The organism is Planosporangium thailandense (assembly GCF_011947195.1).
GTDB classification, from domain to species: domain Bacteria; phylum Actinomycetota; class Actinomycetes; order Mycobacteriales; family Micromonosporaceae; genus Planosporangium; species Planosporangium thailandense.
Genome location: NZ_JAATVY010000027.1, coordinates 28,617 through 52,924, shown reverse-complemented (window position 1 = coordinate 52,924; position 24,308 = coordinate 28,617). Strand labels below are relative to the sequence as shown.

Below are 24,308 nucleotides of genomic sequence, written 5' to 3'. Positions count from 1 at the left end.
CCTTTGGACCGACGGGTCAGCCGAGCCGCACGTCGTCGATCTGGTGCCGAGACGTGTGGTCGATGACGAAGGGAGAGCCGTTGAAGCCCTTGACCTTCTTGTTGACGGCGATGATGTTCGGGTTCGCGAACTGCGGGATCCACGGCTTTTCCTTGTCGAGGAATTGCTGCGCCTTCACGACGGCGTCACGTCGCGCGCCAGAGTCCAACGTGGTGGCCTGCTGGTTGTACAGCGCCTCGTAGTCCTGGGAGCAGTAGGCCCCTTCGTTTCGGTTGCCGATCTGTGCGCAGGTAAAGAGCGAGAGCATGAAGTCCGGGTCCCGCTTGGAGACCCAGTCGTCCATCGCCAGGTCGTACGACGGTGCCTTTTCGCTGGGAGTCACGAGCAGCTGGCCGAACGCGTCACCGTCGACGATCTTGGGAGTTACCTTCACACCGATCGCGGCGAGATCCGCCCGCACCAGGTCGACCACACGGTCGTGACCCGTGAGGCCGGTCGGCTGTAGCAGCTCGTAGGCCATCGGGTGACCGTTCGCGATACGAATGCCGTCACTGCCTCGTGCGAACCCCAGGCCATCGAGGATCGAGTTGGCCGAGGCCACGTCGAGGCCCTCTGCCCCCGTCGCCGGGTCGTACCAGGGGGCCAGGGACGGGGGGATGACGGACGTTGCCGCGGCGCCCATGCCGAGCGTCACGACGTCGACGAGCTTCTTGCGGTCGATCGCCAGGTGGAACGCCTCGCGGACCTTTGGCTCGAGCAGTTCTGGGTGCGCGCGCTGCCCGCTGCTCGAGTTGAAGATCAGAAAGTCCTCATCCATGCCGGAGGTGGTGAGTAGGTCCAATGAGGGCTCGGCCTTCAATGTCTTGGCCGCCGTCGCCGGTACGTCGTAGGCAACGTCGATCTGCCCCTGTCGCAGCACGGTGACCATGGCGTCGGCGCTGCCGAAGAACTGAAGCCCGAAGCCTTTGAGCTTCGGCTTGCGGCCATAGAAGTTGGAGTTCGCCTTGAAGAGCGCGAAGGCGCCTTTCTTCTGGTCGGTGAGGATGAACGAACCACCAGAGACCAGGGGTGCGTCGTTCGTGAAGTTCTTCAACTGACTCGCGTCACCCGACAGGGGCTCCTGCCACACCTGACGGGGAAGGATGGGAACCTGACTGATCTGGGAGAGCGCCGTCGCGAGGGGGGCGTCAAGAGTGACCGTCAATTCATCCTTGCCACCGGCCTCGACCTTCGTGACGTGCTGGAGGTAGGAAGCCAGGCGCGCGGTGGGACCGTCCTTGTGGGCCAGGATCTGCTGAAAGGTCCACGCCGCGTCTTCGGCCGTCAGATCTTTGCCGTCGCTCCACTTGGCACCGGGCCGTGTGTGGAAGGTCCAGGTAAGTCCGTCGGCGGACGCGTCGTACGAGCTGGCGAAGTCGCCCTCGATCTCGGACCCGGTGCCGTACTGCACGAGGTGCGGGTACACGTACCTGAAGATCGCGAGTTCGAAGACGTTGGACGCGACGAACGGGTTGAGGGTGCTGATGGTCGACCCTGTGTCCCCGATCCTCAGCACCCCGTCGCTCGCGCGTTCACTGGCGCCGGCGCCCTTACAAGCGCTCAACAGCAGTAGAGCCGTTGCGGCGGCGGTACAGGCGGTCGACCGCTTGCGCTTCATGCGATTCTCCTCAGCGTCGAGGTGGGCTCCGTCGGGACCGCTGGCCCGGCGTCACGTCGTACGATGTCGGCCGGGCCTTGAAAAGTCAATAGCTTTTATGTTTGGATTATTGAAGTTAGCCGGCCCGGCGCGCGACAACTCACTCGGGAGCAAACGTGCAGGTAGTAGTGCAGCGTCAGCTGCCTCCGCAGACAGATCTGGTCGCGGTCGTGATCGACAAGTCGGTGCCCGTAGAGCACCTGGCGAGCGCCTTGCCAGCCGAGATTCAGGCCCTGGCCGCCCATGAGCTCTCCCACCCCAGGGCAGATCAGACCACCGACCTGCTGCGCCTGGCCTCGACGCAGTCAGCCGTTGACGTGCTTCTGGTGTATCCCGATGAGTCCGGACCTGGAGCAGTCCGCGAGGCCCTCTTCTCGGCCGCGGCGAAGGGCCGCCTGCGCGGCAAGGTCGCGGTCATCGTTGGTGCGCACCTCCCAGCCGCTGCCGAGGGCATCCTGCTGGGCGCCTACCGCTTCAACACGGCCGGCCCGGGTACGCCCGACGCGCCGACGCACGCGGTGCTCGTGGCCCCCGCGCTGAGCGAACAGTCGTTGGCGGACACGCGCGCCGAGGTCGAGAGGGCGGCGGCGCTGGCCGAGATGACCAACTGGGCCCGCCGGCTGGTCGATACGCCGCCCGGCGAGAAGACTCCCACGGTCCTGGCGTCGACGATCGTGGAGGCGGCCGCGGCGGTCGGCGTTCAGACCCGCGTGTGGTCACCCGAAACGCTCGCGGAACACGGCTTCGGAGGAACCTTGGGGGTGGGCCGAGGCAGCGCCAACGAGCCCAGGCTCGTCGAACTCACCCTGCGGGCCGGCGAGGGATCGCCGATCGTCCTCATCGGCAAGGGGGTCACGTTCGACGCCGGCGGGCTGTCGATCAAGAACGACCGGACCCAGTCGTGGATGAAAGCCGATATGGGCGGCGCGGCCGCGGTCGCCGCGGCCGTCGTGGGGGCGGCCCGTCGCGGGCTACCGGTGAACGTGACGGCCCTCCTGCTCCTGGTCGAGAACATGCCCAGCGGCACAGCCATCCGCCCAGGCGATGTGGTGCGCCACCCCAACGGGCGCACGACCGAGGTGACCAACACTGATGCCGAAGGACGCCTACTCCTCGCGGACGCCCTCGCCTACGCGGCCACGTTCAACCCGGCCGCGGTGGTCGACGTCGCGACCCTGACCTCAGCCCTGCTCGGCGGAGACCTGTGGATGCTCTTCTCCAACGAAGACGGGCTGGCGAACGAACTACTCGAGGCCGGTGATCGAGCGGGAGAGCCGGGATGGCGCCTGCCTCTCCTGGCAGCCATGACACGCCACCTGGACTCCACCGTTGCCGACCTCAAGAACTACAGTTTCGATCACGCGCGGGTGGACACGCTGGCTGCCGCCGCATATCTCAGTTCCTTCGTGGACGCCTTCCCCTGGGCCCACCTTGACGTCGTGGGCACGGCCTTTCACGCCAGCACGGACCGTTGGCCCGCCGGGGCCACGGGATCGCCGACACGGGCACTGATGAACTTCCTCGTCGGGCGCGGCGAGCGCGGGGGTGTTCAGTGAGGACGTTGCTCGCTCCGGCACTCCCCCAGGGCGGTGTGGTTGGCGTGCCAGCCCCTGCCACCCCGTATCACAACCGGTCTCAGCTACTGCGTGGCATCAAGTTCTGGGAATCCCGTGGCTACCGAGTCAAGGTCGCCGAAGGAATCGCCGCTCGTGACGGGTATCTCGCGGGATCCGCCGAGGGCCGAGCGCGCGATCTCATGGCATGCTTCGAAGACCCGCAGATCGACGCTATCCAGTGCCTTCAGGGTGGCTACGGGTCCAACCATCTACTGCCCTTTCTGGACTACGACGTCATCGCGGCCAACCCCAAGCCGCTCATCGGCTACTCGGACATCACGTCGTTGCACGTGGCCATCCGACAGCGCACGGGCCTTGTAACCTTCTACGGGCCCGGCCTCATCGCCATGAGCGCCCCCGAGGCGACCTCGTTCACGCAGGATCGACTCATCAGCGTTCTGCGCGACGGTGGGCAGGGCCCGGTTCCCGCCGACCCCGACGATCCGTTCCTCTTGACCTTGCACGGAGGCCGGGTGACCGCCCCGTTGGTGGGCGGTGACCTGTGGGAGTTGCGAGAGACGCTCGCCACCCCCTGGGAGGTCGCGACCGACGGCGCGCTGCTCTTCTTCGAGGAGGTCAACGTCCCTACCTGGCAGATCGACGGCATGCTCGCGCAGCTGACTCACGCGGGAAAGCTTCAGCAGGTTGCCGGTGTGGTGGTCGGACAGATGGCGGGCTGCGACTGGGCACGCGACCGCGCATCGTATCCGAGCACCAAGTCCCTCGAGGACGTGCTTGAGCACTATCTGTCGCCGTTGGGAGTGCCCGTCCTCTACGGGTTGCCGTTGGGCCACGGCACCAGCCTTGCCACCATTCCACTGGGGGTGCGGGCCACGCTCGATGCCGGCAAACAGGAGCTTATCATCGAGGAGTCAGGCCTGACTGCGCGGTCAGCACAGGCAGATTAGGAAGCGGGAAATGGCAGTCGACCGGCCCAAGAAGCAACCTCCACACGACGATGTGGTCCGGAGCGTTGAGGACCAGGCGTTCGCTGCGTTCTACCCAATCAACGCTTCGCGCGCCTTCCAGGAAGTCGTCGATCAGCTGACCTACGTGATCCGTGCCGGGATCTATCCGGTGGGTAGCCGTCTGCCCACGGTCGAGGCGCTCGCACGACAGATGAACGTGAGCCGACCGACCGTCGGAGAGGCGCTGGGCGTTCTAGCTACATACGGGGTCGTGGAGACGAGAAGAGGTGCCACCGGTGGCACCAAGGTCATATCTTCCGCCATCCCAACCGATCTGATGCGACTCTCTGGACGCCGCTTCGACGTACCCTTGCGCCAACTCGCTGAGGCTCGCCGCGTTATCGAGATGGAGCTGGCACGATTGGCAGGTCTCCACGCCACCGAGGAGCACTTCGCCGAGCTGCAGCGAGCGATCGACCTGCTCGAGCCGGCACGCGGGCGACCCGCGGACTGGGTACACGCCAATGACCTGTTCCACTACACCATCGCGAAGGCAGCGGACAACGAACCTCTCGCCGTCTATTCGCACGAGCTGATGGAGCAGTTGGCAATCGTGCTTGATGGATTCGACGAGAGCTACACGGACTTCGAGCACACGGTCCACATTCATGAGGCGACGCTCGCGGCTCTTCGCAGCCGGAGCGAGAGCCGCATCAAATCGGTCATGGATGAACACCTCCGGGAAATCGAGGAGGTTGCCACCTGGTTCGACTCGCTCAGTCCGGAGGAGAAGGCGAATCGGCCCACCATTCCGTCGGTCCACCGTCGGCCCGGCGCCAGCGGCCCGACCCGGCACCGCTGAACCACGGCAGCGGAAGTCCCGACCTGCGCTACTCGCCCCGTGGAACGCTGAGCGGACACCGTCCACTTACGCCTCATGGCCGCGACGCGCCCGTGCACCCGTCGCTTGCTCCCATTCCGCTCCCCCACCGATTGACGCCCGCGCGCCGGCAACGGCCAGCCGACAAGGGATAACGAGCCACCACCGAACCGTGGGGCCTGTCCGACATCGGTGCCGCGCGCGAGGTCGAGATGAACGGAGAGCGCATCTCCGCTCCAACCGGTCTGGTGTTCGTGTCGCACGACACGCCCGGCCAGGGCGGGCTCGACGACAAACTCCGCAAGCTGATCATTTCGGAGCTGGACGCCGGACGGCCCGTAGCCGTGATGCGCGCCGCCCCGGCCAAGGACGACAACGGCAACCCGAAGGTTGCCGGGCACGGCAACATCATCGTCGGGTACAACCCGACGAACCGGCGGTTCCTCGCCGTCGACCCGGCGTGGTCGCGCGGCGCCGACGCCCAGGAGGGCGCTGTCAGGCCGGCCATGAACGAGTCCTACAAGGACTGGAAGACTCGATCCTCTATGTGCTCACGTTCGAGAAGTCGTACGGCCGGGCCAGTTACCTGACGCTCGGCGTGCCGGCCCCGACCGGCACCGGCACGCTGCGCACCGCGGCGCCCACCGCCGACTACCACCTCTCCGTCACCCGGCCGGACGGCCGCCGCGCCGGCTGGAACGCCGCGACCCAGGTGTACGACGTGTCCGGCCGGGACTTCTCGTACCGGGCGATGACCGGTGCGTCGCTCACCGGTGACACCCCGATGGGCCGGGACCCCGAGAAGCTGTACGTCGCCGATCCGCGCGCCGGCACCTACCGGTACGAGGTGGACGGCGTGACCGGCGGCGACTTCGCGCTCACGCTCGCCGACGAGGGCGGGAACACCGCCACTCGGCGCGCCACCATAAGCGGCAGCGTGACGGCCGGCGGGACCGTCAAGGTGGAGGCCGTACGCGCCGCCGACGGTACGACGACGACCACCACCGTGCCCCAGTTCACGCCCGAAGCGGTGTTCACCGCCCCCGAACGGATCGTCACCGCCCAGGACCTCCAGGTCGACGCCCCGTCGTCCTTCGACGCCGACGGCCGGATCGTGGACTGGGCGTGGGACTTCGGCGACGGCTCGACGGGACACGGACGCAGAGCGAGCCACGGCTACCAGGCACCGGGCGAGTACGACGTGCGCCTCACGGTCACCGACGACGGCGGGGCGAGTCGGAGTGTCACCCGGCACGTCAGCGTGGCGCCGACCGAGGAGTACCCGCCCACCGTGCAGATCGCACCGGCGGACGGCCCGTTCCACCGGGACGCCTTCGACGTGGCCGTATCGGCCACCGACAGCGACCGTGGCGTGCGGAGCATGACCTACCAGGCAACCGGCGCGACGACCGTGCCGGAGACCACGGTGGACGGCGGTGGGCCGGTGAACCTACGGATCGCCGCCGAGGGTGCGACCACCGTCACCGTGCGGGCCGTCGACCGCGACGGTAACCGGTCGGCCCCGGCCAGCATGGTGGTGGGCGTCGACACGGTACCGCCGGTCTCGCGCGTCACCACCCCACTCGCCGGTGGCTCGACCGCCGGGCTGGGCATCCTGGCCGGTTCGGTGTCCGGCACGACGGCCGGCGCGAAATCGGTCGAGGTGTCGCTGACCCGTACCGCCGACGGCAAAAGTTGGGACGGCTCGGCGTGGGTCGCCGGTGAGCGGTGGCTGCCCGCATCCGTCACGAGCGGGCCGGACGGCCGCTGGAGCATCGCCAATCACCTGCCGTCCGGGGGCGACCTGCCCAAGTGCGGCTACCGGGTGCGCAGCCGGGCCGTCGATGTTGCCGGAAACGCCGAGACGCCGGGCCGGTGGCCGTCGCGGGTGGCCCGTACACGGTGGCCGCCGGCATGCCGTTGCAGCTCGACGACGGCAAGTCGACCTCACCGACCGGGGCGCCCCTGACGTACTCCTGGGACCTGCCCGACGCCCAGAATCCCAACACCGATGTACGCCCGACCATCACCCTCAACCAGCCGGGCCTGTACCTGGTGTCGCTGACGGTGTCGGACGGCGCTCGCCGGTCGGTTCCGGACTGGGCGGTGATCACCGTGGTCGAGCGGCCCATCGCCGAGCAGGGCGGTACGGTCAACGCCGGTCGGGCGATCCCGGTCGTCTTCACGGTCAAGGGCGAATACGGAATGGACGCCTTCTCGGCGCCGCCGGTCAGCGTGCCCAGTAGGGCCGACGGCTCGTCGACCGGGCCGGCCGTCCCGGCGGAGACGCCCGGAAACAGCGCCCTCACCAGAAGCGGAACCGGCCGCTACCAGTGGGTGTGGAAGACCGACAAGGCGTGGGCCGGCACGACCCGCACGTTGGTTCTCAAGCTGAAGGACGGTACCGAGCACCGGGTGGTCTACCAGTTCCGCTGAACGGCGTTGCCGCCGCTGGCTGTCCTTCGACGACGGTCAGCGGCGGCACCGGCCATCGAGCGAAAGCCGCAGTCACAAGCCCAACGTCTCCGCCAGCCCGCATATGCGCAGCACCCGGTCGACGGTCGACTGCGGCCGGGTGACCCGCACCCGACAACCGCCCGCGGATGCGCTGCGGTGGGCACGTACCAGCGCCTTCACACCGCTGGAGTCCATGAACCGGACATCGGCGAGATCAACCTCGATCGCCCTCGGGCGCGTGGCGATCAAGACGGTCAGCACCTCGGACAACGGGGCGATGGTGGCCATGTCGATCTCGCCGCCAACCCGCACGCGAACCATGCCGTCCGAGGTCGTCGCGCTGGTGATGCGCAGCGGCTCGGGTACGAAGAAGTGATCGGGGATCATGCTTTCCGCCTTCCCCGGTGATGGCCGGGATTGAAGTTGCCGCACGGCGGACGCCGCGCGACGCCGGGAAGGCAAGACCCTGGGAAAGCTCCGATTGCTCGGTATGCCGCCTCGACATGGCGCTGTCGCCCACCACGCTACATGCGACCTCGGATACGGCCCAGCCGATCGCGACACGCAATTCATCGGTGACGATGACATCGGCTTCGCGGCCGAGGCCAGGAGCACCAGCCACGTGTGCGGCAGGTCTGGCCCGTCTCGCCGGGCCCACCCGACAGCAATGCAAGAAGGCGGGGCTCGGGAACCGCGCCGTGCTTTCTCCATCGCCATCAGGAGTGGCCGGCAGTACGGACGGCGCGTGTCCGCCCCCGGGAGGGGCGGAGCAGATACGCGTCAGCGTCCGCCTCGGCGGGCGCCGACCCGGCTACGTGCGGAGAACGCCGCAGCGCCCGAGGGCCGGGCGGGCACCACCGTCGCGGTACCGCCGCCACGGCCGTTTGTCGAGTCTGCCGGCGTCGCCGACCTGACGGTGCTCCGCGCCGCGGCGCGTGGCTTCGCGTTGCGACCGACGCGGCCCTGTCGCGGCTTGTCCTTCGGGGTCGCATCATCGGCCGGTGGCGAGACGAACGACCGCTCGCCCGGAGCGAGTTGCGTCAGCAGCGGGTCGCCGGGGCGCAGCCGGGTGGTGGTCGCCGTGATGCCCGCCTTGCGGGTCAGTTGGCCCACCTCGGCGACCTGGTCGTCGGTCATGAGCGTCACGACCGTGCCTTCGGCGCCGGCGCGGGCGGTTCGGCCGGATCGGTGCAGGTACGCCTTATGCTCGACCGGGGGGTCGGCGTGGATGACGAGGCTGACGTCGTCGACGTGGATGCCGCGGGCGGCGATGTCGGTGGCCACCAGCGTGGTCGCGGTGCCGTCGGAGAAGGCCAGCAGGTTGCGGGTGCGCGCGTTCTGGGCCAGGTTGCCGTGCAGCTCCACCGCCGGTACCCCGGCGGCGACCAGTCGGCGCGTCAGGGTCTTCGCCCTGTGTTTGGTGCGGGTGAACACCACCGTGCGACCTGGCGCGGCGGCGAGATCCAGCAGGATTTCGAACCGGTCGTCGTCGTGTACGTGCAGCACGTGGTGTGACATCGCCGCGACCGGGGACTGCGCCGAGTCGACGCTGTGGGTGACCGGGTTGGTGAGGAATCGTCGCACGAGGACGTCGACGCCGGCGTCCAGCGTCGCCGAGAACAGCAGCCGCTGCCCGGATTTCGGGGTCTGGTCGAGCAGCCGCCGGACGACGGGGAGAAAGCCGAGGTCGGCCATGTGGTCAGCTTCGTCGAGCACGGTGATCTCGACGGCGTCGAGACACGCGTGGCCGGTTTTCACGTGGTCGGCGAGCCGGCCGGGGCAGGCCACGAGGATGTCCACGCCCGCGCGTAGGCCGGCGATCTGGGGGTTCGGGCCGACCCCGCCGAAGATGGTCAGCGTCCGCAGTGACAGGGCTTCGGCCAGCGGCGCGATCGACGCCTGGATCTGGGTGGCGAGCTCGCGGGTGGGTGCCAGAATCAGCGCCCGTGGCCGGCCGGGCCGTCGCGGCGAGCCACTGGCCGCCAGCCGGGTCAGCACCGGCAGCACGAACGCGTAGGTCTTGCCCGAGCCGGTCCGGCCCCGGCCGAGCACGTCGCGCCCGGCCAGCGCGTCGGGCAGCGTCGCCGCCTGAATCGGGAACGGCGTGGTGACCCCGGCGGCGGCGAGCGCCTGGGTCAGGACAGCAGGCACGCCGAGGTCGGCGAACGTGGTGGATGAGGGCGAAGGTGTGGTGTGAGGGCGGCGGGCCGCCATGAAATCTCCGAACGTTAAAGGGTCGTCCTGCCCGGCGCAGACCGGAACGGTCGCGGCGCGATGGAGTCGACACCGAAGACGGCTCGAGGCAGAACTGTGCGAACCGTAGATTCATTATACGCGTACCCGGGTAAACGCCCTCGGCGGTCCGTGGACGGCCATCTCCTCCCGGCGAGTCGGAGCCGAACGCCAGCGCCACCCCGGCCAGCGCGCCGCGCCTGCGTCGAAGCGGTAACGGCCAAGCCGGGCCGCCGCCAGATCCCGTGTGGAGGTGCGCCATGGCGTGGATGGAACAACACGGCCCGCACTACCGGGTCCGCTACCGGTACGCCGGCCGCGCAGTCCTGGACGACATCGCCGAACCCCTCAAAAGCCAGCGCCTCGCCCACCAACTGCGCGGCATCCGCGGCGACTACGCCCACGCCACCGAACCCACGCAGGCACCCCTACTGACAGCCCTCCAACAGCGCTGGCTCCACTCCGGCGATCATTGGCCAACCGCGGCGAAGAACTGTTCGATACGCCGTTCGTCGGCACCGGCGAAGATCTCCTCCGGCGGCCCCTGCCGCAGCACCTTGCCGTCCTCCATGAAGACCACCCAGTCGGCGACCTCGCGGGCGAACCGCATCTCATGGGTGACCACTACCATCGTCATCCCCTCGGCCGCCAGGTCCCGCATGACCGCGAGGACCTCGCCGACGAGCTCCGGGTCGAGCGCCGAGGTGGGCTCGTCGAACAACATGACGCTGGGCTCCATGGCCAGCGCACGGGCGATCGCCACCCGCTGTTGCTGTCCACCGGACAGTTGGTGTGGGTACTTGTGCGCGTGCCCTTCGAGACCGACCTTGGCCAGCAGGTCCAGCGCCTGCCGCTCGGCCTTCGCGCGGTCGGCCAGCCGAAGGTACACCGGGGCGAGAGTCACGTTCTGCAGCGCCGTCTTGTGCGGGAACAGGTTGAACCGCTGGAACACCATGCCGATGTGACGGCGCTGGCGAGCGATGTCCCGGTCACCTGCCGGCCGCAGCCTGCCACCCTCGACCCGGTACCCGACCTGCTCTCCGTCGACGTCGATGGTGCCGCTGTCCGGTACCTCCAAGCGGTTGAGCGTGCGGATGAACGTGGTCTTGCCCGACCCGGACGGGCCGATGACCGCGACCACCTCGCCGCGATGCACGTCGAGGTCCACCCCGTCGAGCACCGTGGTGTCGCCGAAGGACTTGCGTACATCGCGGACCCGCACCACGACCTCGCCCGCGTGCGGGTGGCGCTCCCGGTGAGCGCGGGGCGCGTCGACCACGGATACGTCGGACTGCCGGCTGTGGGCGGCCTTCGTCCGCTCGCCGCGCCGCCGCACGTCCAGCCAGCGCTCCGCGAGAGCCCGGATCTGGTCGAAGATGGTCACGAGGAGTACGTAGTACAGCGCGACGGCGAGCAGGGTCTCCAGCACCTTGAAGTTCTGGGTGTAAAGGCGCTGCCCCACCAGGAGGATCTCCGCCAGGGAGATGGCGCTGACCAGGGAGGTCAGCTTGAGGATGGTGACGAACTCGTTGCCCAGCGCGGGGAGCGCCACCCGGAACGCCTGCGGGATGACGACATGCCGTTGCACTCCCCCGTACGGGATACCGAGGGCTTGGGCCGCTTCGCCCTGTCCCCCTTCGACGGACTGCAGGCCGCCCCGGTGGATTTCGGCGATATAGGCGGTTTCGCTCAGCACCATCGCGACGAGCCCGGCGACGAACGGGTTGGACAGCATCGGCTGGAGCGAGGGCACCGCCTGCGGCGCGTTGTACACGAAAATCAGCAGGACCAGCAGCGGCAGGCTGCGGAAGAACCAGACGTACGCCGACGCGATCCACCGGATCCACCGCACCGAGGAGCGCTTCATCAGCGCGACACCCATGCCGAGCACCGTTGCGATCACCCAGGAGAGCACCGCGAGCGCGACGACCACCAGCGCCGCGCGCCACAGGTTGAGGTCGACGAACAGCTTGAGGGTGTACCGCCAGTCGAAGGCGAATCCACTCCGGCTCGGCTTGGTGGGGCCCACGTCACCGAGCACCTGCTTGACCAGGGCGTCGTCCACGGGCCGCAGGTTGTACTGGGCCAGCAGCTTGTCGTACTCGCCGGATGCCTTGAGCTTGTCGAACGCCTTGACCACGGCGGCCTGGAGGTTCGTGTTCCCCTTGGCCACGGCGATACCGACCGAGGTCGGGTAGATCAGGTCGGAACTGGTGATGGCCAGCCGGCCCCCGGACTTGTCGATGACGCCCTTGGCCACGGCCGCATCGGTGGCCTGGGCATCCACCTGGTTGGAGAGCAGCGCCTGGCTCGCTTCGGGGTCGGTGCTGAACTCCCGGACGTCGATCGGGCCGCGGCCCTTGGACTGGCAGTCCGCGCTCGCCTGTCCGCGGAGTTGTTCAACGATCTGGCCGCCCTTGATCACCGCGACCCGTTTCCCGCACAGGTCCTCCACCGTCCGGGGCCCCGGGCCGTCCACCCGGGAGACCAGGGAGTTGCCCGTGGTGAAGTAGGGCACGTAGTCGACCTGCTGCGCCCGTGCCTTGGTGATGTAGAGGGCGGAGACGACCACGTCGAACCGGTGGGACTTGAGCCCGGGGATCAGTTCCTCGAACCGGGTGTCCACGAACTTCGGCTGCAGCCCCATCTGCTTGGCCAGCGCCCGGTCGAACTGCGGGTCGAAGCCCTGCGGTACCCCGTTGTCGAGGTAGTTGTACGGCGGGTACGTCAGGTCGACGCCGATGGTCAGCGCACCCGAAGCGATCACCGGCGCCTGCCCGCTGCCGGACGTGCCGCCATGTCCGCCGGTGGAGCATGAGACGAGTGCGAACAGGGCAGCGACGATGGCCAGCAGGCCCGCGCCGCGCGACAACCTCGTCCAGGGCATGGACGGTCCTCCCGAGGTGAACATCCGGTCACTGACCCACCGGCTTTTGTTGAACAATCACGGTCAGCGCGGAAAGACTGCCATGCGCGCGACGATATGAAAAGACCCACGATCCGCCCGAAACCAAGTGTTAACAGTTCGGGGGACAGACACCGGCGTCCTAGAGACTGTTGAACAAACCTGTTGTACTCTCCTCGTCGTGTCTCTGCCGACCGATCTCCCGGACGGTTCGCCGTTCGACGGCGCACTGCTCGCCGCCGAACGCGCGGCGGCGATCCTGCGCGAGCGCATCCTGGATGGACACCTCCCGCCCGGTTCGCCGTTGCGGGACGTCGCGTTGGCGGCTGAGCTGGGCATGTCACGCAACAGCCTGCGCGAGGGCCTGCGACTGCTCGGCGCGGAAGGTCTCGCGGTGCACCAGAAGCACAAGGGCGCCGTGGTCCGGACACTGTCCACCGTCGACATCCGCGACATCTACCGCGTTCGGCGCGCCCTCGAGCTCGGCGCCATCGAGGAGAGCGCGACGGCCGACCCCTCGATGCTGCGGACGCTCGAGGAAGCCGTCCGAACGGAGGAACGGGCGCTGACGGATGGTCAGCGCGTGGTCGGCACCGCGGGACTGCGCTTCCACCAGGCTCTGGTGGCCCTGCTCGGTAGCGAGCAGATCGATCGTTTCTTCCGGACCATCCTGGCCCAGTTGCGGTTGGCCTTCTTCGCCATGCCCGACGAGGTGGACTCACACCGGCCGTGGATCCCGCAGGACCGGGAGATCTGCGAGCTCGTACTCAGCGGCAGGCGGGAGCAGGCGAAGGCCGCCGCCCGCCGTTACCTGGACGAGTCCGAACTGATGCTGCTCGACGCCGTCCACGCCGCCGAGCGACAGGCGGCCCGCTCAGGGACCGTATCCCCCACATCCCCCGCCCCGACCCGATCCCGAGAGGTATGACGTGCCGGACAACCCCCGAGCCACCAGCCCCGCCGCCGCCTACCAGGCGACCAAGGGCGGAGCGCTCGACGTCGACCGCGAGTTCTACGGAAAGCTCGCCGCGACGCACGAGCAGCACGAACTGGTGGACTCCTTCGTAATCCCGATCCGCTCCGGCAAGGCCTGGACCGTGCCGCAGGGGCACCTCTGCCGCATCGTCACCATCGAAGGCCCGCAGGTCGGCGACTTCAACGTGTGGAACCTCAACGACCCGCGGGAACGGCTGTGGGCCGCCCGGACCCGTCAGCTGCAGCGCGCGCACGTGAGCACGTACGACCGCCTGTGGTCGAATCTCCCGTTCCTGCGGCCGCTGCTGACGATCACCAATGACAGCCTCGCCGACTACGGCGTCGACGAGCAGGGCGGCCGGATCCACGACCTGCTGGGCACCCGCTGCGACCCGTACGTCAACCGGATGCTCAGCGGCGAAGACTTCGACTTCCACTGCCACTCGAACCTCACCCGCGCGATCCTCCCGTACGGTCTCACCGAGTTCGACGTGCACGACGTGCTGAACGTCTTCCAGTGCACCGGGCTCAACGACGAGGACAAGTACTTCATGAAGGACTGCCCGGCGAAGCCGGGGGACTTCTTCGAGTTCTTCGCCGAGATCGATCTGCTGTGCGCGCTGTCCACCTGCCCGGGCGGCGACCTTTCTGTCCCGCTGTGGGGCCCCGACGCCCGCGACCCCATCGACGTCTGCCGCCCGCTCGGCGTGGAGGTCTACCGCCCCGCTCCGGAACTGCTGGAGGGGTGGGAGCCGCCGCAGCGGGCCGCGTACCGGAACCTGCACGGCCTGCGGCAGCCCCAGTGGGGCCAGGCCGGCTGAACTGCTCGAGAGCGTTGAGGGGAACCATGACCGACCAGCCGGTAATCGACCTGAACAGCGACCTCGGAGAGGGCTTCGGCAACTGGCCGCTGGGTGACGACGAAGCGCTGCTGGACATCGTGTCCAGCGCCAACGTGGCCTGCGGCTTCCACGCGGGTGACCCGTCCGTGCTGCGCCGGGTCACCGAGCAGGCCGCGGAGCGGGGCGTGGTGATCGGCGCCCAGGTCGGCTACCGCGACCTGCCCGGCTTCGGCCGCCGGTTCATCGACGTGGACCCGGCCGAACTGGTCAACGACGTCATCTACCAGATCGCGGCGCTGGACGGCTTCGCCCGCATCGCGGGGTCCAGGGTCCGCTACGTCAAGCCGCACGGGGCGCTGTACAACGCGATCGTCACCCATGCCGCGCAGGCGGCTGCGGTCGTGGACGCGGTCAAGCGCTACGACCCGAGCCTGCCCGTGATGGGCCTGCCCGGCTCGGAATGGCTGCGGCAGGCGGAAGCGGCCGGGCTGACCACTGTGAAGGAGGCCTTCGCCGACCGGGCGTACACCCCGGAGGGCACTCTCGTCTCCCGGCGGCTGCCCGGCGCCGTGGTGCACGAGCCCGACGAGGTCGTGAAGCGCAGCGTGCGGATGGCCACCGAAGGGACCGTGGTGGCGACCGATGGCAGCGTGGTCAGCGTCGCGCCCCGGTCGTTGTGCGTGCACGGAGACACCCCGGGGGCGGTCGAGATCGCCCGCCGGGTTCGCGCCGGCCTGTTGGAGGCCGGGGTCACCGTGAGCCCGTTCGCCTAGGTCCTGCGGTCCGACGATCAAGACATGCTGACCATCAAGCCGGCCGGCGACCGGGCCATGCTGGTCGAGTTGGCTGACCTGGACCAGGTCACCAGCCTGTACCAGGCTCTGCTGCACAGGTCGCCGGCCGGGGTACGGGAACTCGTCCCGGCCGCACGGACGGTGCTGGTCGCCTACGACCCCGAGGTGACAACGTTCGACCGGCTGACGCGAAGCATCCGGGAGTACCGGATCGGCGAGACGGCCGCGGTGACGGGACCGCTGGTGGAGATCCCCGTGCGCTATGACGGGGCCGACCTCGACGCGGTCGCCGAACTGACCGGGCTGGGCCGCACCGAGATCATCCGTCGGCACACCACGCCCGAGTACGTCGTGGCGTTCTGCGGGTTCGCGCCGGGATTCGGCTACCTCACCGGTGTCGACCCGCTGCTGCGCCTGCCCCGGCACAGTTCACCACGGACCAGGGTGCCCGCCGGTTCGGTCGCCGTTGCCGGTGAGTTCACCGCCGTCTATCCGCGGGAGTCACCGGGAGGCTGGCAACTGCTCGGCCGTACCGACCTGGTGATGTGGGACGTGGAGCGGAATCCGCCGGCCCTGCTGGCTCCGGGTACCAGGGTGCGGTTCGTGGAGGTGCCCGAGTGATCGAGGTCGTCGCCCCTGGACCGCTCAGCACGGTCCAGGATCTCGGGCGTGCCGGCTACGCCGCCCTCGGCGTCCCCCGCTCCGGAGCTGCGGACGAACGCAGCTTCCGGCTCGCCAACCGGCTGGTCGGCAACCAGGAGACCGCCGCCGGCATCGAGGCCACCTTCGGCGGTCTTCGGCTACGATTCCACGCGCCGACGACGGTCGCTCTCACCGGAGCCCCGGTACCGGTCACAGTGGACAACCGCCAGGTGGGTATGAACGCCCCACTGCGGATCAGAGCGGGCAGCCGACTGGTCATGGGCTCGCCAGCCGAGGGGGTACGCACCTACCTGGCCGTGCGCGGTGGAATCGCCGTGCCGCCGGTACTCGGCTCCCGATCCACCGACGTCCTCTCCGGGCTGGGCCCCGCCGTACTGAGTATCGGCCAGACAATTCCCATCGGGCAGGAGACCGCCCATTGGCCGAATGTGGACCTCGCACCGACGCCGCCGATTCCCGCGGAGGTCACACTGCGGGTTTCATGCGGCCCACGCGAGGAATGGTTTACGCCGGAAGCACTGACGACTCTCGTCTCACAGCCCTACCAGGTCACCACGAACAGCAACCGGATCGGTCTCCGGCTCGCCGGTCCCGTACTGGACCGGGCGCTGATCGATGAACTGCCATCGGAAGGGATGGTCGGAGGCGCTCTGCAGGTTCCGCCGAACGGCCAGCCCGTGCTGTTTCTCGTCGATCACCCCGTCACCGGCGGTTACCCCGTCATCGGAGTCGTCCTCCACGACGACCTGCACTTGGCCGCACAGCTCAGGCCGGCGCAGCAGGTCCGCTTCCGCTACGTTTCCACCTGATCGTGCGGCGCCGCGCCGCATCGCCCCGCCAGACGACTTCGGGCGTCAGCCGCCTACCAGCCAGTTCGACGCCGAAGTCGGCGAATGTTCCGTCTGCCGAGGGTTTCCCCACGTGTTCGCGGAGCACGCAGCGTTCACCAATATGCGGCCATGCCATGACTCAGGCTGTCGTCGGCAGCACCTGCGCCAGGTCGGGGGGGGCCGGCGACGCTTGAGATGTCCGTGGCGGCCGAGGTCCTGCGCTGTTTTCGCCCAGCGTACGTATGTCGGTCCGCAACGTTTGGACCGCCAGCGCCGCACTACGACTGCTTGGCCAGGCGGGCCGGGGTGTGCTCGATGCCGCCGCACCAGACGCGGCTGACCGACCGCACGGCGCGGATGTCGTGCAGCGGGTCGCCGTCGACGAGCACCAGGTCGGCCCGCCGGCCCGGCGCGATGACGCCGCGGTCGGTGAGGCCGAAGTGTTCGGCGGGCAGTACCGTCGCGGCGCGCAGCGCGTCGATGGTGCTGAGGCCGGCGTCGACGAGCAGTTCCAGCTCGTGGTGCAGGCTGTCGCCGAACGTGAAGTTCCCCGGCGCTTCGGCGTCCGTGTTGGTGTCGGTGCCGGCCAGGACCGGTACGCCGGCGCGGTACGCGGCGGCGACGCTCGCCCGCGCGCTGTCGTAGCTTGCGTCGGGCATCGCCCACTCCGCCAACATCTCCGGGGATGTCGACGGCGCCGTCAACGCCTCCATCATGACCAGCGTGGGGATCAGCATCCGGCCCGCGGCCGCCATCCGGTCCGCCGCATTGCGGTCCAGTGGCCGGTCCAGCGGCGTGTGGGTGAGCGCGTCGACCCCGGCCACCTGCGCCACCTCCGCGGCCTCGTACGAGAGGGCGTGCGCCACGACGAGCCGCCCGAGCCTGTGTGCGGTGGCGACGAGCGCGTAGACGGTGGCCCGGTCGAGGCTGGGCCCGGGCAGGTCGATCAGGACCTTCAGGAAGTTGGAGCCCTCGGCGAACCGTTCGGTCACGAACCGCTCCGCTTCGCCGGCGGTACGGATCAGGCCACGCTCGCCGATCTCCGGGATGTGCGAGTGGATGCTGCCCGGGGCGAGCGCAGCGGTGCCGGCGCTGCGGATGTCGGTGAGGCCCCGGATCCCGCGCATCGAGTCGACGAACTCGGGTGGAGCGTTGGCCATGTCCAGGGCGGTGGTCACCCCGAAGCGCACCAGCCGTTCGAGTGCGGGCCGCCCGTCGAGGTGCAGGTGGGCGTCGGTCAGCCCGGGCAGGAGCACCGCCCCCGCGCCGTCGACGACCACCTCGGCGCCCGCGGCGTCGGATCCGATGCGGTCGCCGTCGAGCACCACCGTGCCGGGCTGGAGAAGTTGCCTGCCGTCGAATACGCGGACGTTGCGCAGTGCAGTCTTCATGGGTCCGCAGCTGCCCACTTTCCGCACCTATGAACACCCGTCGGGCGATGGAAGGGCGGCTGCTGTCGCGACGAGGCCTTCGGGCGGATCGCGGCGCGTTTCGGCGCCAAGTTCGGCACCAAGGGAAGTGCCGGGTGAGGTACCGGGTGGGGCACCGGCCCCGCCGTTGACGTTGCGGGGCCGGTGCTGCTGCTACGAAACCGCGGTGATCGACCAGTCGTACCCCAGCTGAGAGCCACAACAAACCCGCGACCAGTCATCGGCGCGCAGGCTTCTGCCGCAAAGCGGGCGTCTCCAGACACGCTTGCAAGGACTCATCACAAGCGCCTTAGCCCGGTGTTGTCGTGCTCCGCTGTCAGCAAGCGGTATAAGGCTCAAGGCAAAGCTGCCGGAAGACCTGACCGAGCAGCGGGTGACGGTCTTCGGTGGGGTCGACCTCTGAACAGGGCCGACCCCGGCGGGGATGGTCAGCGGACGACGTCGTAGACCAACTTCTGGATTCCGTTGGCGTAGGACTCGCTGTCGATGAGCTTGAGGTTCTGCTTGTCCCTGTCGGTGTCGCTGAACAGCCGCTTGCCCGCGCCGAGCAGGACCGGGAAGACCAGCAGGTGGTAGCGGTCGATCATGCGCGCATCCGACAGGTTGCGGTTCAGGGTGGCGCTGCCGTGGATGATGATCGGCCCGCCCTCGGTCTCCTTGAGTGCGGCGACGTCGTCCAGTGAACGGAGGATGCTGATCTCGCCCCAGTTGGACACCAGATCCTTCTCCTGCAGCGTGGTCGACACGACGTACTTCGGCATCGCGTTGTAGCCGGCGAACTCCGCGGTCATGTCCGGCCACACCGGCGAGAATGCCTGGTAGCTGACGCGGCCCAGCATCATAGCCGCGGCCTCGTCCTGCTCTCGGCCTTTGATCTCGTATGCAGCCTCGTCGAACTCGATGTCGTTGAAGGTCCAGCCCGAGTTGCGGTAGCCCGGTTCTCCGCCAGGGGCCTCGATGACGCCGTCGAGCGAGACGAACGCGGTGGCGATCAGGGTACGCATTGGTTGCTCCTTGGTTGGTCTGACGTGCTGTCGTCAGTGCGTCGAACGGGAGCCGCCGAATTCGACACCTCGCGCCGAGAAAATTCTGACGCGCCGATCCTGCCTGCCCTGGGCAGGACTCGTAGACCAGCCCTATCACCATCGGCGGAACCTGCCTGAGCAGATCGAATTCGCCGAGTACCCACAGCTGAGCTACGGGCGGACCAACAGCTCTCCAACCGTACTCTTCTGCCGCGTGCCGCTCGTCCGTACGGAAGGTCATTCCGCTGCGCCCCATCCGCGGGCACTCAAGTCGGGCGCGGACGTGTCGGTCACCGTGCGCTTGGACGCCAAGGTCGAGACCGCGATCTCCTCGAGCCCCGAGGACGCCTGGACCACGATGGAGTGCACCGACGCCGTCTACGACGAACAGACCAGTCGTTTCTCCCGCTCGATGTCACATCCGCGGCCCGGCCGGTGTCTCCATGGCGTGACGACCTACCAACCCGTCGGCACCGCCACCGACACAGGAGGAGACATGGAGCATACGACCCGCATCCCCCCGGCCGAGATCACCGGCGTCAAGGGAGCGCTGATCAAGCGGATGATCGAGAAGAAGCTGGGCAAGGTGCCGACGGCGGTGGGCGTCTACTGGCACAACCCCAAGGTGCTGTTCGCCAGCTTCGGCCTCGGCGGCAAGCTGCAGAAATGGGACGCCTGCGACGAGAACCTGAAGTCGTTCGCCCACATGGCGGTCGCGTCGCTAGTCGGCTGCACGTGGTGCCTGGACTTCAACTACTTCGAGACCCGCAACAAGGGGCTCGACGTGGAGAAGGCGCGCGAGATCCCGCGGTGGCGGGAGGCGGACGTCTTCACTCCGCTGGAGCGGGACGTCCTGGAGTACGCCGAGGCGATGAGCCAGACACCGCCGACCGTGACCGACGAGCTGGTGGACCGGCTGCACGCCGAGCTGGGACCTCCCGCCGTCGTCGAGCTCACCTCGGTGATCGCATTCGCGAACATGAGCACGCGTGGCAACGTGGCGCTCGGCATCGAGTCCGACGGCTTCGCCGCCGCGTGCGGCTTAAAGCCGCTGGCCGAGCGACCGGGAGTAGCGTCCGCGTCATGAGCGAGGACCCCTTCGTCGCCCACCGCAGCCTGCTGTTCACCGTCGCCTACGAGATGCTCGGCTCGGTCGCCGACGCCGAGGACGTGGTGCAGGAGACCTGGCTGCGGTGGGCAGCCTTGGTCGACGCCGAGCGCTGCGAGGTCCGGGACCCCCGGGCGTACCTCGTGCGGATCGTGACCCGGCTCTGCCTCAACCGGCTGCGCACGCTCGCGCGGCAGCGCGAGGATTACGTGGGCGAGTGGCTGCCTGAGCCCCTGCTGACCAGCCCGGACGTCGCCGAGGACGTCGAGCTCGCGGAGAGCGTGTCGATCGCCATGCTGGCGGTACTCGAGACGCTGCTACCGACGGAGCGCGCGGTCTTCGTGCTCCGCGAGGTCTTCGACGTGCCGTACGACGAGATCGCCGAGGCGCTGGACAAGTCGCCGGGGGCGGTGCGTCAGATCGCGACGCGGGCCCGCAAGCACGTGGCGGCGCGCCGGCCGCGGATGTCGGTGAGCCGCACCGAGCAGGAGCAGGTGGTCGAGCGGTTCCTCGCCGTGCTGACCACCGGCGACGTGCCCGGACTGCTCGAGGTGCTGGCTCCCGACGTGCTCGTCGTGGGCGACGGCGGCGGCCTGGCCCCGACAATCCCGAAGCCGGTCCGCGGGGCCGCGAAGCTCGCCCCGGTGATGGCCCGATTCGCCGAGGTCGCGCCCGGTGCCAGGGCTTTCATCGTCGACCTCAACGGTGGCATCGCGGCGCGCATCGACCCCGGCGGCGAGAACGACACGGCCGTGTCGTTCGTCATCGAGGACGGCCGGATCACCCAGATGTATGCGATCCGCAACCCGCACAAGCTCGAACGGCTGGGCGAGGTGGCCGAGCTTCGACGTTGAGTCCAAGCGTACGCCTGCTCGCATCTGCCGCCGAGCGAGCGCCGGTGCGGACAACGCACCGTCGCCGGTGGAGGCGCTGTCGCGAGGTCACGTGCGGCCGCGGGGCGTGCCGAGAGCGGTGTGCCCGCGGGCCGGCGCCAGGGTTGTACACACGTGGTTCCGGAATGGCGGCTGGCATGGCTGCCGCGTGGCCGTACCCTCCCCCGGCTGGCGTGGCGGATTAGGGTGGCCGGCATGCCGGACCGCGACACGCCGCAGGAGATCGTCAATCGCCGCACCGTCGGTGCCGAGGTTGTCCTAGGCGGCATCGATCTCCGCTGGTACCCCTACCGCCACCTCGCAGTCGTCTCGCAGCGCCACTTCACAACAACGGGCATGAGCGAGATCTTGGCGGCCGCTGACGTGTTGGCGCAGTCCGGTTGGGAACTGGTGCAGGTTGGCGAGTTCGGCAAGGGCCCGTTGATGTGTGCCATCATGCGACGGCTGTGATCTGGTTCGCCTTGCTCTTGTCGTCGCTTCGCAGTGTGGCCAATGCGCACGTCAGGCCGACGGTGACCACTCCGGACACGACGAAACCGGCCAGATAGTAGTAGGTCCCGAAGTCGGTGAACGGCGAGTCGAAGGCGTTCTTGAAGGCCCCGAGCTGGGCTGACATCGGGATGCCTGACAGCTTCGCGCTACCGACGACCATGAGCACCGCGTACACCAGGGCAACGGCGACAACCGCGGCAGCTTGTGCGCGCCACACTATCCGCAGAACGCCGACGCGCCAGGCACCGACGGCGAAGACGACCGCCAACGCGACGATGACGCCGTCAAGGCCGACCAGCCCCCAGGCGCTCGTGCGCAGGAACGTGGCTACCGTCGACAGGTACCGGATCTGGTCGGCGACCAGAGCGTCGTGGTGAGGGCCGCAGGCCGCAACGGCCGCACAGTGCTCGTGCGCGGTTTCAACATCGCCGGTGTCCGGCTTGAACACGATCCGCGCGTAGCTGGGAGCGAACAGCAGGCCGTACACCAGTGCGTAGCCGAGCCAGACCAGCGCCTTGAACGTGACGAGGACGGCTTTCACGGTCAGCCTCGAACCGCTTGCGGCCACTGGCCGCCCGGGAACTTGGAGTGGTCGCCTACCTGCGATACCACCGTGCGGACGTTGCCCGCCACATCAACGAAACGGTTCCCCATGTCGAGCAGCAACTTGAGCGTGTCGGAGACGATGCCCGCGATGCCGTCCGACAGTTGTTCGACCGCCCACGGGATACCGACGACCGTGTCGGCATCGGCGAGTGCGGCGACCAGCTTGCCGACCGCACCGGTAAGGCCCTTGGCGAGACTGACCGCGTACTCCACGTTGCTCTTGGCGATCGCGAACAGCCAGTCGCTGGCGAACTTCGCCTTGTTGACGCACTCGTCGACGGCGGCCTTCTGGCTGGCGGCGATATCGCTGTAGGCAGAGGAAGCCGCACCGCTCCAGTTGGTCAGGTTGATGTTTTCCTTGGTGGTCGTCTTCGACGACAGCTCCGACACGGGCGTCATAACTGAGCCGATCCACTCAAAGCTGGTCGTGAACAGTGAGATCACCGGTACCTGGTGCTCCAGTGCGTACTGGACCTTCTGGACGAGCTGTTGGAGTCCCTCGCGTACCTGACCAAGCTTGTTGTGGATGTACCAGATAGTCGCGCCGCCAAGCATCCAAGCCCACTTCTTCACCTGGGCCACCAGGGCGTTGAACTTGGCGACCATGTCCCTGACGCCGGCGTGGATACTGTCCATCGCCGAGTTGAACTGCGCCTTGAGCTGTTCGATGTCGCTGACGGGTTGCGTCACGTCGTAACCCTTCCTAGTGGCCGTAGATCTGAGTCAGGTCGGTCACGGCTTGGCCGTCAGAGGCGTCGTAGAGGTCCGCAGCCTTGTCCAGCGCGGCTCCTAGCTGGTCGAACTCGGTAACTGCGCCGGAGAACAGGTGCACCATGTAGGTCCGGAACTCGTTGTAGGCAGCCGAATGCGCAACGGTGCTGACCAGGTCGCCGATGAAGAACGCCGAGTTCGACAGTTCAAGCCGGCTCGCGTTGCCGCGTACCGCGTCCATGTCTCCGGCCAGTCGTCGCCACTTGGCGGCCTCGGCATGTAACGCGTCGGTGACTACCTGGACTTCCTGGTTACTGCCCATCGTCTGCCTCCTGCGCGGCTCGGAACGCCGCGCGTGCGTCGTCGGCGAGGCCGTTCGCGCTGGCCTCGGTGATCCGTCGGGCGTCGGCCTCCACGCCGACGATATGGCGGCCCTGAAGGTGGACCTTCAGGTATCCGAAGGGACTGGTGACCAACATCTGCCGTTCCTGAGCTGCCCGCGTCCGGGCGTCCGCTTCGGCGTACCGCCGTCGGTCGGCCTCGATCTGGTCCAGTTCTTTCCACACGCGTTGGATCCAGCGGTCGTTGTCCTCTGGTTCGTGGGTTCGAGGCTGTGGCTCCTGGGCCTCATGCCCCGAGCTGTGCAGCGCTGCGATCGCAGTCGCTGCCTGGGCCTTCTGGACGGCCCCCAGGTACGCCTCGTACAGTGCCGCGCCGACATCGGATGGCTTCAGCCGTTGTTGCCAGTGTGTACTGAATCCGACATCGATCACGCGGCCGTGGCCGTCGACGGCGAGGTACACGGCGCCCGTGGAGTCGCTGGCCTCCTGAGGCTGACCAGGGCGAAGGTCGGCTCCCGATGCACGTGCAAGCTCCTGCGCATCTTGCCGTAGCTGCTCCGGATCCCCGAGAAACCCCAGGTCACTAAGGACAAGGTCGTCACCCGGTTCCATCGCTCACCCCCGTCAGGTTGTCGCCGATCCCGGGGCAGTCGAGACACGTCTGAACACCATCTGGCGAGCGAAGTAATACTGACCGTAATCGATTCCCCGTGATCGAGCCGCGCCATAATACCTATCGCCGCACAGTCAGGCGAGTAGCTCAATTGCCACGCTTATCGACACGAGCCAGACCATGAATGTCCCAAAACTCCCGACTTCACAGTACGGCGCTATTCATCCAGAAATGATTGTGCGTCACACCGTGGCTCAGGCTCGTCATCTTCTTCCGGTCAGCTTCCTTAGC

The 24,308-nt window shown here is 68.1% G+C and carries 24 protein-coding genes and 1 pseudogene; 15 read left to right on the top strand and 10 right to left on the bottom strand.

The window, feature by feature from the left end:
* Positions 1 to 16: 16 nt before the first annotated feature.
* Positions 17 to 1,657, bottom strand: a complete 1,641-nt coding sequence (locus HC031_RS26480; protein WP_167928146.1) for an ABC transporter substrate-binding protein — start codon at positions 1,655 to 1,657, stop codon at positions 17 to 19.
* Positions 1,658 to 1,812: 155 nt separating this feature from the next.
* Between HC031_RS26480 and HC031_RS26475 the strand changes: the two genes are divergently transcribed.
* The 6 genes from HC031_RS26475 to HC031_RS26455 all read left to right on the top strand — a co-directional run bounded on the left by HC031_RS26475 (position 1,813) and on the right by HC031_RS26455 (position 7,536).
* Positions 1,813 to 3,252: a leucyl aminopeptidase family protein gene (locus tag HC031_RS26475; RefSeq protein WP_167928145.1), complete on the top strand. Its 1,440-nt coding sequence runs from the start codon at positions 1,813 to 1,815 to the stop codon at positions 3,250 to 3,252.
* A gap of 44 nt (positions 3,253 to 3,296) precedes the next feature.
* Positions 3,297 to 4,220: an LD-carboxypeptidase gene (locus tag HC031_RS26470; RefSeq protein ID WP_167928144.1), complete on the top strand. Its 924-nt coding sequence runs from the start codon at positions 3,297 to 3,299 to the stop codon at positions 4,218 to 4,220.
* Between the two features lie 10 nt (positions 4,221 to 4,230).
* Positions 4,231 to 5,082, top strand: coding sequence for a FadR/GntR family transcriptional regulator (locus HC031_RS26465; RefSeq protein WP_167928143.1), 852 nt, complete (start codon positions 4,231 to 4,233; stop codon positions 5,080 to 5,082).
* Between the two features lie 230 nt (positions 5,083 to 5,312).
* Complete coding sequence (locus tag HC031_RS26460) at positions 5,313 to 5,690, top strand: C39 family peptidase (RefSeq protein ID WP_167928142.1); 378 nt, start codon at positions 5,313 to 5,315, stop codon at positions 5,688 to 5,690.
* The gene (locus HC031_RS32660) at positions 5,648 to 7,069 is read left to right on the top strand and encodes a PKD domain-containing protein (RefSeq protein ID WP_205863279.1); all 1,422 of its coding nucleotides are present in this window, start codon (positions 5,648 to 5,650) and stop codon (positions 7,067 to 7,069) included. Before HC031_RS26460 ends, HC031_RS32660 begins: the two co-directional genes overlap by 43 nt.
* Positions 7,015 to 7,536 carry a PxKF domain-containing protein gene (locus HC031_RS26455; RefSeq protein ID WP_205863278.1) on the top strand — a complete coding sequence of 174 codons (522 nt, stop codon included), beginning with the start codon at positions 7,015 to 7,017 and terminating at the stop codon, positions 7,534 to 7,536. The genes HC031_RS32660 and HC031_RS26455 overlap by 55 nt, the downstream gene beginning before the upstream one ends.
* 72 nt (positions 7,537 to 7,608) lie before the next feature.
* Here the strand turns inward: HC031_RS26455 and HC031_RS26450 are convergent, their stop codons facing one another.
* The 3 genes from HC031_RS26450 to HC031_RS34990 all read right to left on the bottom strand — a co-directional run bounded on the left by HC031_RS26450 (position 7,609) and on the right by HC031_RS34990 (position 12,676).
* Positions 7,609 to 7,944, bottom strand: a complete 336-nt coding sequence (locus HC031_RS26450) for an STAS domain-containing protein (protein ID WP_167928140.1) — start codon at positions 7,942 to 7,944, stop codon at positions 7,609 to 7,611.
* Between the two features lie 393 nt (positions 7,945 to 8,337).
* On the bottom strand, positions 8,338 to 9,771 hold the full coding sequence (locus HC031_RS26445) for a DEAD/DEAH box helicase (protein WP_167928139.1): 1,434 nt from the start codon (positions 9,769 to 9,771) through the stop codon (positions 8,338 to 8,340).
* Between the two features lie 487 nt (positions 9,772 to 10,258).
* Positions 10,259 to 12,676, bottom strand: coding sequence for an ABC transporter permease subunit (locus tag HC031_RS34990; protein WP_167928138.1), 2,418 nt, complete (start codon positions 12,674 to 12,676; stop codon positions 10,259 to 10,261).
* Between the two features lie 199 nt (positions 12,677 to 12,875).
* On the opposite strand from HC031_RS34990, the gene HC031_RS26435 reads away from it, so the two are divergent.
* From HC031_RS26435 to HC031_RS26415, 5 genes are read left to right on the top strand one after another with little or no spacing between them, the layout of a single operon-like run.
* Positions 12,876 to 13,622, top strand: coding sequence for an FCD domain-containing protein (locus HC031_RS26435; RefSeq protein ID WP_205863277.1), 747 nt, complete (start codon positions 12,876 to 12,878; stop codon positions 13,620 to 13,622).
* A gap of 1 nt (position 13,623) precedes the next feature.
* A complete protein-coding gene (locus HC031_RS26430) occupies positions 13,624 to 14,490 on the top strand; it encodes a DUF1989 domain-containing protein (protein WP_167928137.1) in 867 nt (288 codons plus the stop codon).
* 44 nt (positions 14,491 to 14,534) lie between these two features.
* A complete protein-coding gene (locus HC031_RS26425) occupies positions 14,535 to 15,284 on the top strand; it encodes a LamB/YcsF family protein (RefSeq protein WP_338090846.1) in 750 nt (249 codons plus the stop codon).
* A gap of 24 nt (positions 15,285 to 15,308) precedes the next feature.
* A complete protein-coding gene (gene pxpB, locus HC031_RS26420) occupies positions 15,309 to 15,926 on the top strand; it encodes a 5-oxoprolinase subunit PxpB (RefSeq protein ID WP_240943058.1) in 618 nt (205 codons plus the stop codon).
* Entirely contained in the window at positions 15,851 to 16,777 is a 927-nt protein-coding gene (locus tag HC031_RS26415) for a 5-oxoprolinase subunit C family protein (RefSeq protein ID WP_420813684.1), read from the top strand. The genes pxpB and HC031_RS26415 overlap by 76 nt, the downstream gene beginning before the upstream one ends.
* 299 nt (positions 16,778 to 17,076) lie before the next feature.
* Here the strand turns inward: HC031_RS26415 and HC031_RS26410 are convergent, their stop codons facing one another.
* Both HC031_RS26410 and HC031_RS26405 read right to left on the bottom strand, forming a co-directional pair.
* Positions 17,077 to 18,189, bottom strand: coding sequence for an amidohydrolase family protein (locus HC031_RS26410; protein WP_167928134.1), 1,113 nt, complete (start codon positions 18,187 to 18,189; stop codon positions 17,077 to 17,079).
* A 467-nt stretch (positions 18,190 to 18,656) separates the two neighbouring features.
* Positions 18,657 to 19,232 carry a dihydrofolate reductase family protein gene (locus tag HC031_RS26405; RefSeq protein ID WP_167928133.1) on the bottom strand — a complete coding sequence of 192 codons (576 nt, stop codon included), beginning with the start codon at positions 19,230 to 19,232 and terminating at the stop codon, positions 18,657 to 18,659.
* A gap of 283 nt (positions 19,233 to 19,515) precedes the next feature.
* On the opposite strand from HC031_RS26405, the pseudogene HC031_RS34905 reads away from it, so the two are divergent.
* The 4 genes and pseudogenes from HC031_RS34905 to HC031_RS26390 form a co-directional block, all read left to right on the top strand.
* Positions 19,516 to 19,689, top strand: a pseudogene (locus HC031_RS34905) (IS1380 family transposase); the annotation flags it as partial.
* Between the two features lie 60 nt (positions 19,690 to 19,749).
* Entirely contained in the window at positions 19,750 to 20,340 is a 591-nt protein-coding gene (locus HC031_RS26400; RefSeq protein ID WP_167928132.1) for a carboxymuconolactone decarboxylase family protein, read from the top strand.
* A complete protein-coding gene (locus HC031_RS26395; RefSeq protein ID WP_167928131.1) occupies positions 20,337 to 21,215 on the top strand; it encodes an RNA polymerase sigma-70 factor in 879 nt (292 codons plus the stop codon). The genes HC031_RS26400 and HC031_RS26395 overlap by 4 nt, the downstream gene beginning before the upstream one ends.
* Positions 21,216 to 21,449: 234 nt before the next feature.
* Positions 21,450 to 21,704 carry a transcriptional regulator gene (locus HC031_RS26390; protein ID WP_167928130.1) on the top strand — a complete coding sequence of 85 codons (255 nt, stop codon included), beginning with the start codon at positions 21,450 to 21,452 and terminating at the stop codon, positions 21,702 to 21,704.
* Here the strand turns inward: HC031_RS26390 and HC031_RS26385 are convergent.
* From HC031_RS26385 to HC031_RS26370, 4 genes are read right to left on the bottom strand one after another with little or no spacing between them, the layout of a single operon-like run.
* Entirely contained in the window at positions 21,688 to 22,287 is a 600-nt protein-coding gene (locus HC031_RS26385; protein ID WP_167928129.1) for a hypothetical protein, read from the bottom strand. The genes HC031_RS26390 and HC031_RS26385 overlap by 17 nt on opposite strands.
* Before the next feature lie 2 nt (positions 22,288 to 22,289).
* Positions 22,290 to 23,042: a hypothetical protein gene (locus HC031_RS26380; protein WP_167928128.1), complete on the bottom strand. Its 753-nt coding sequence runs from the start codon at positions 23,040 to 23,042 to the stop codon at positions 22,290 to 22,292.
* 13 nt (positions 23,043 to 23,055) lie between these two features.
* Entirely contained in the window at positions 23,056 to 23,385 is a 330-nt protein-coding gene (locus HC031_RS26375) for a type VII secretion target (protein WP_167928127.1), read from the bottom strand.
* On the bottom strand, positions 23,375 to 23,866 hold the full coding sequence (locus HC031_RS26370) for a hypothetical protein (protein ID WP_205863276.1): 492 nt from the start codon (positions 23,864 to 23,866) through the stop codon (positions 23,375 to 23,377). Before HC031_RS26370 ends, HC031_RS26375 begins: the two co-directional genes overlap by 11 nt.
* Between the last annotated feature and the right edge of the window lie 442 nt (positions 23,867 to 24,308).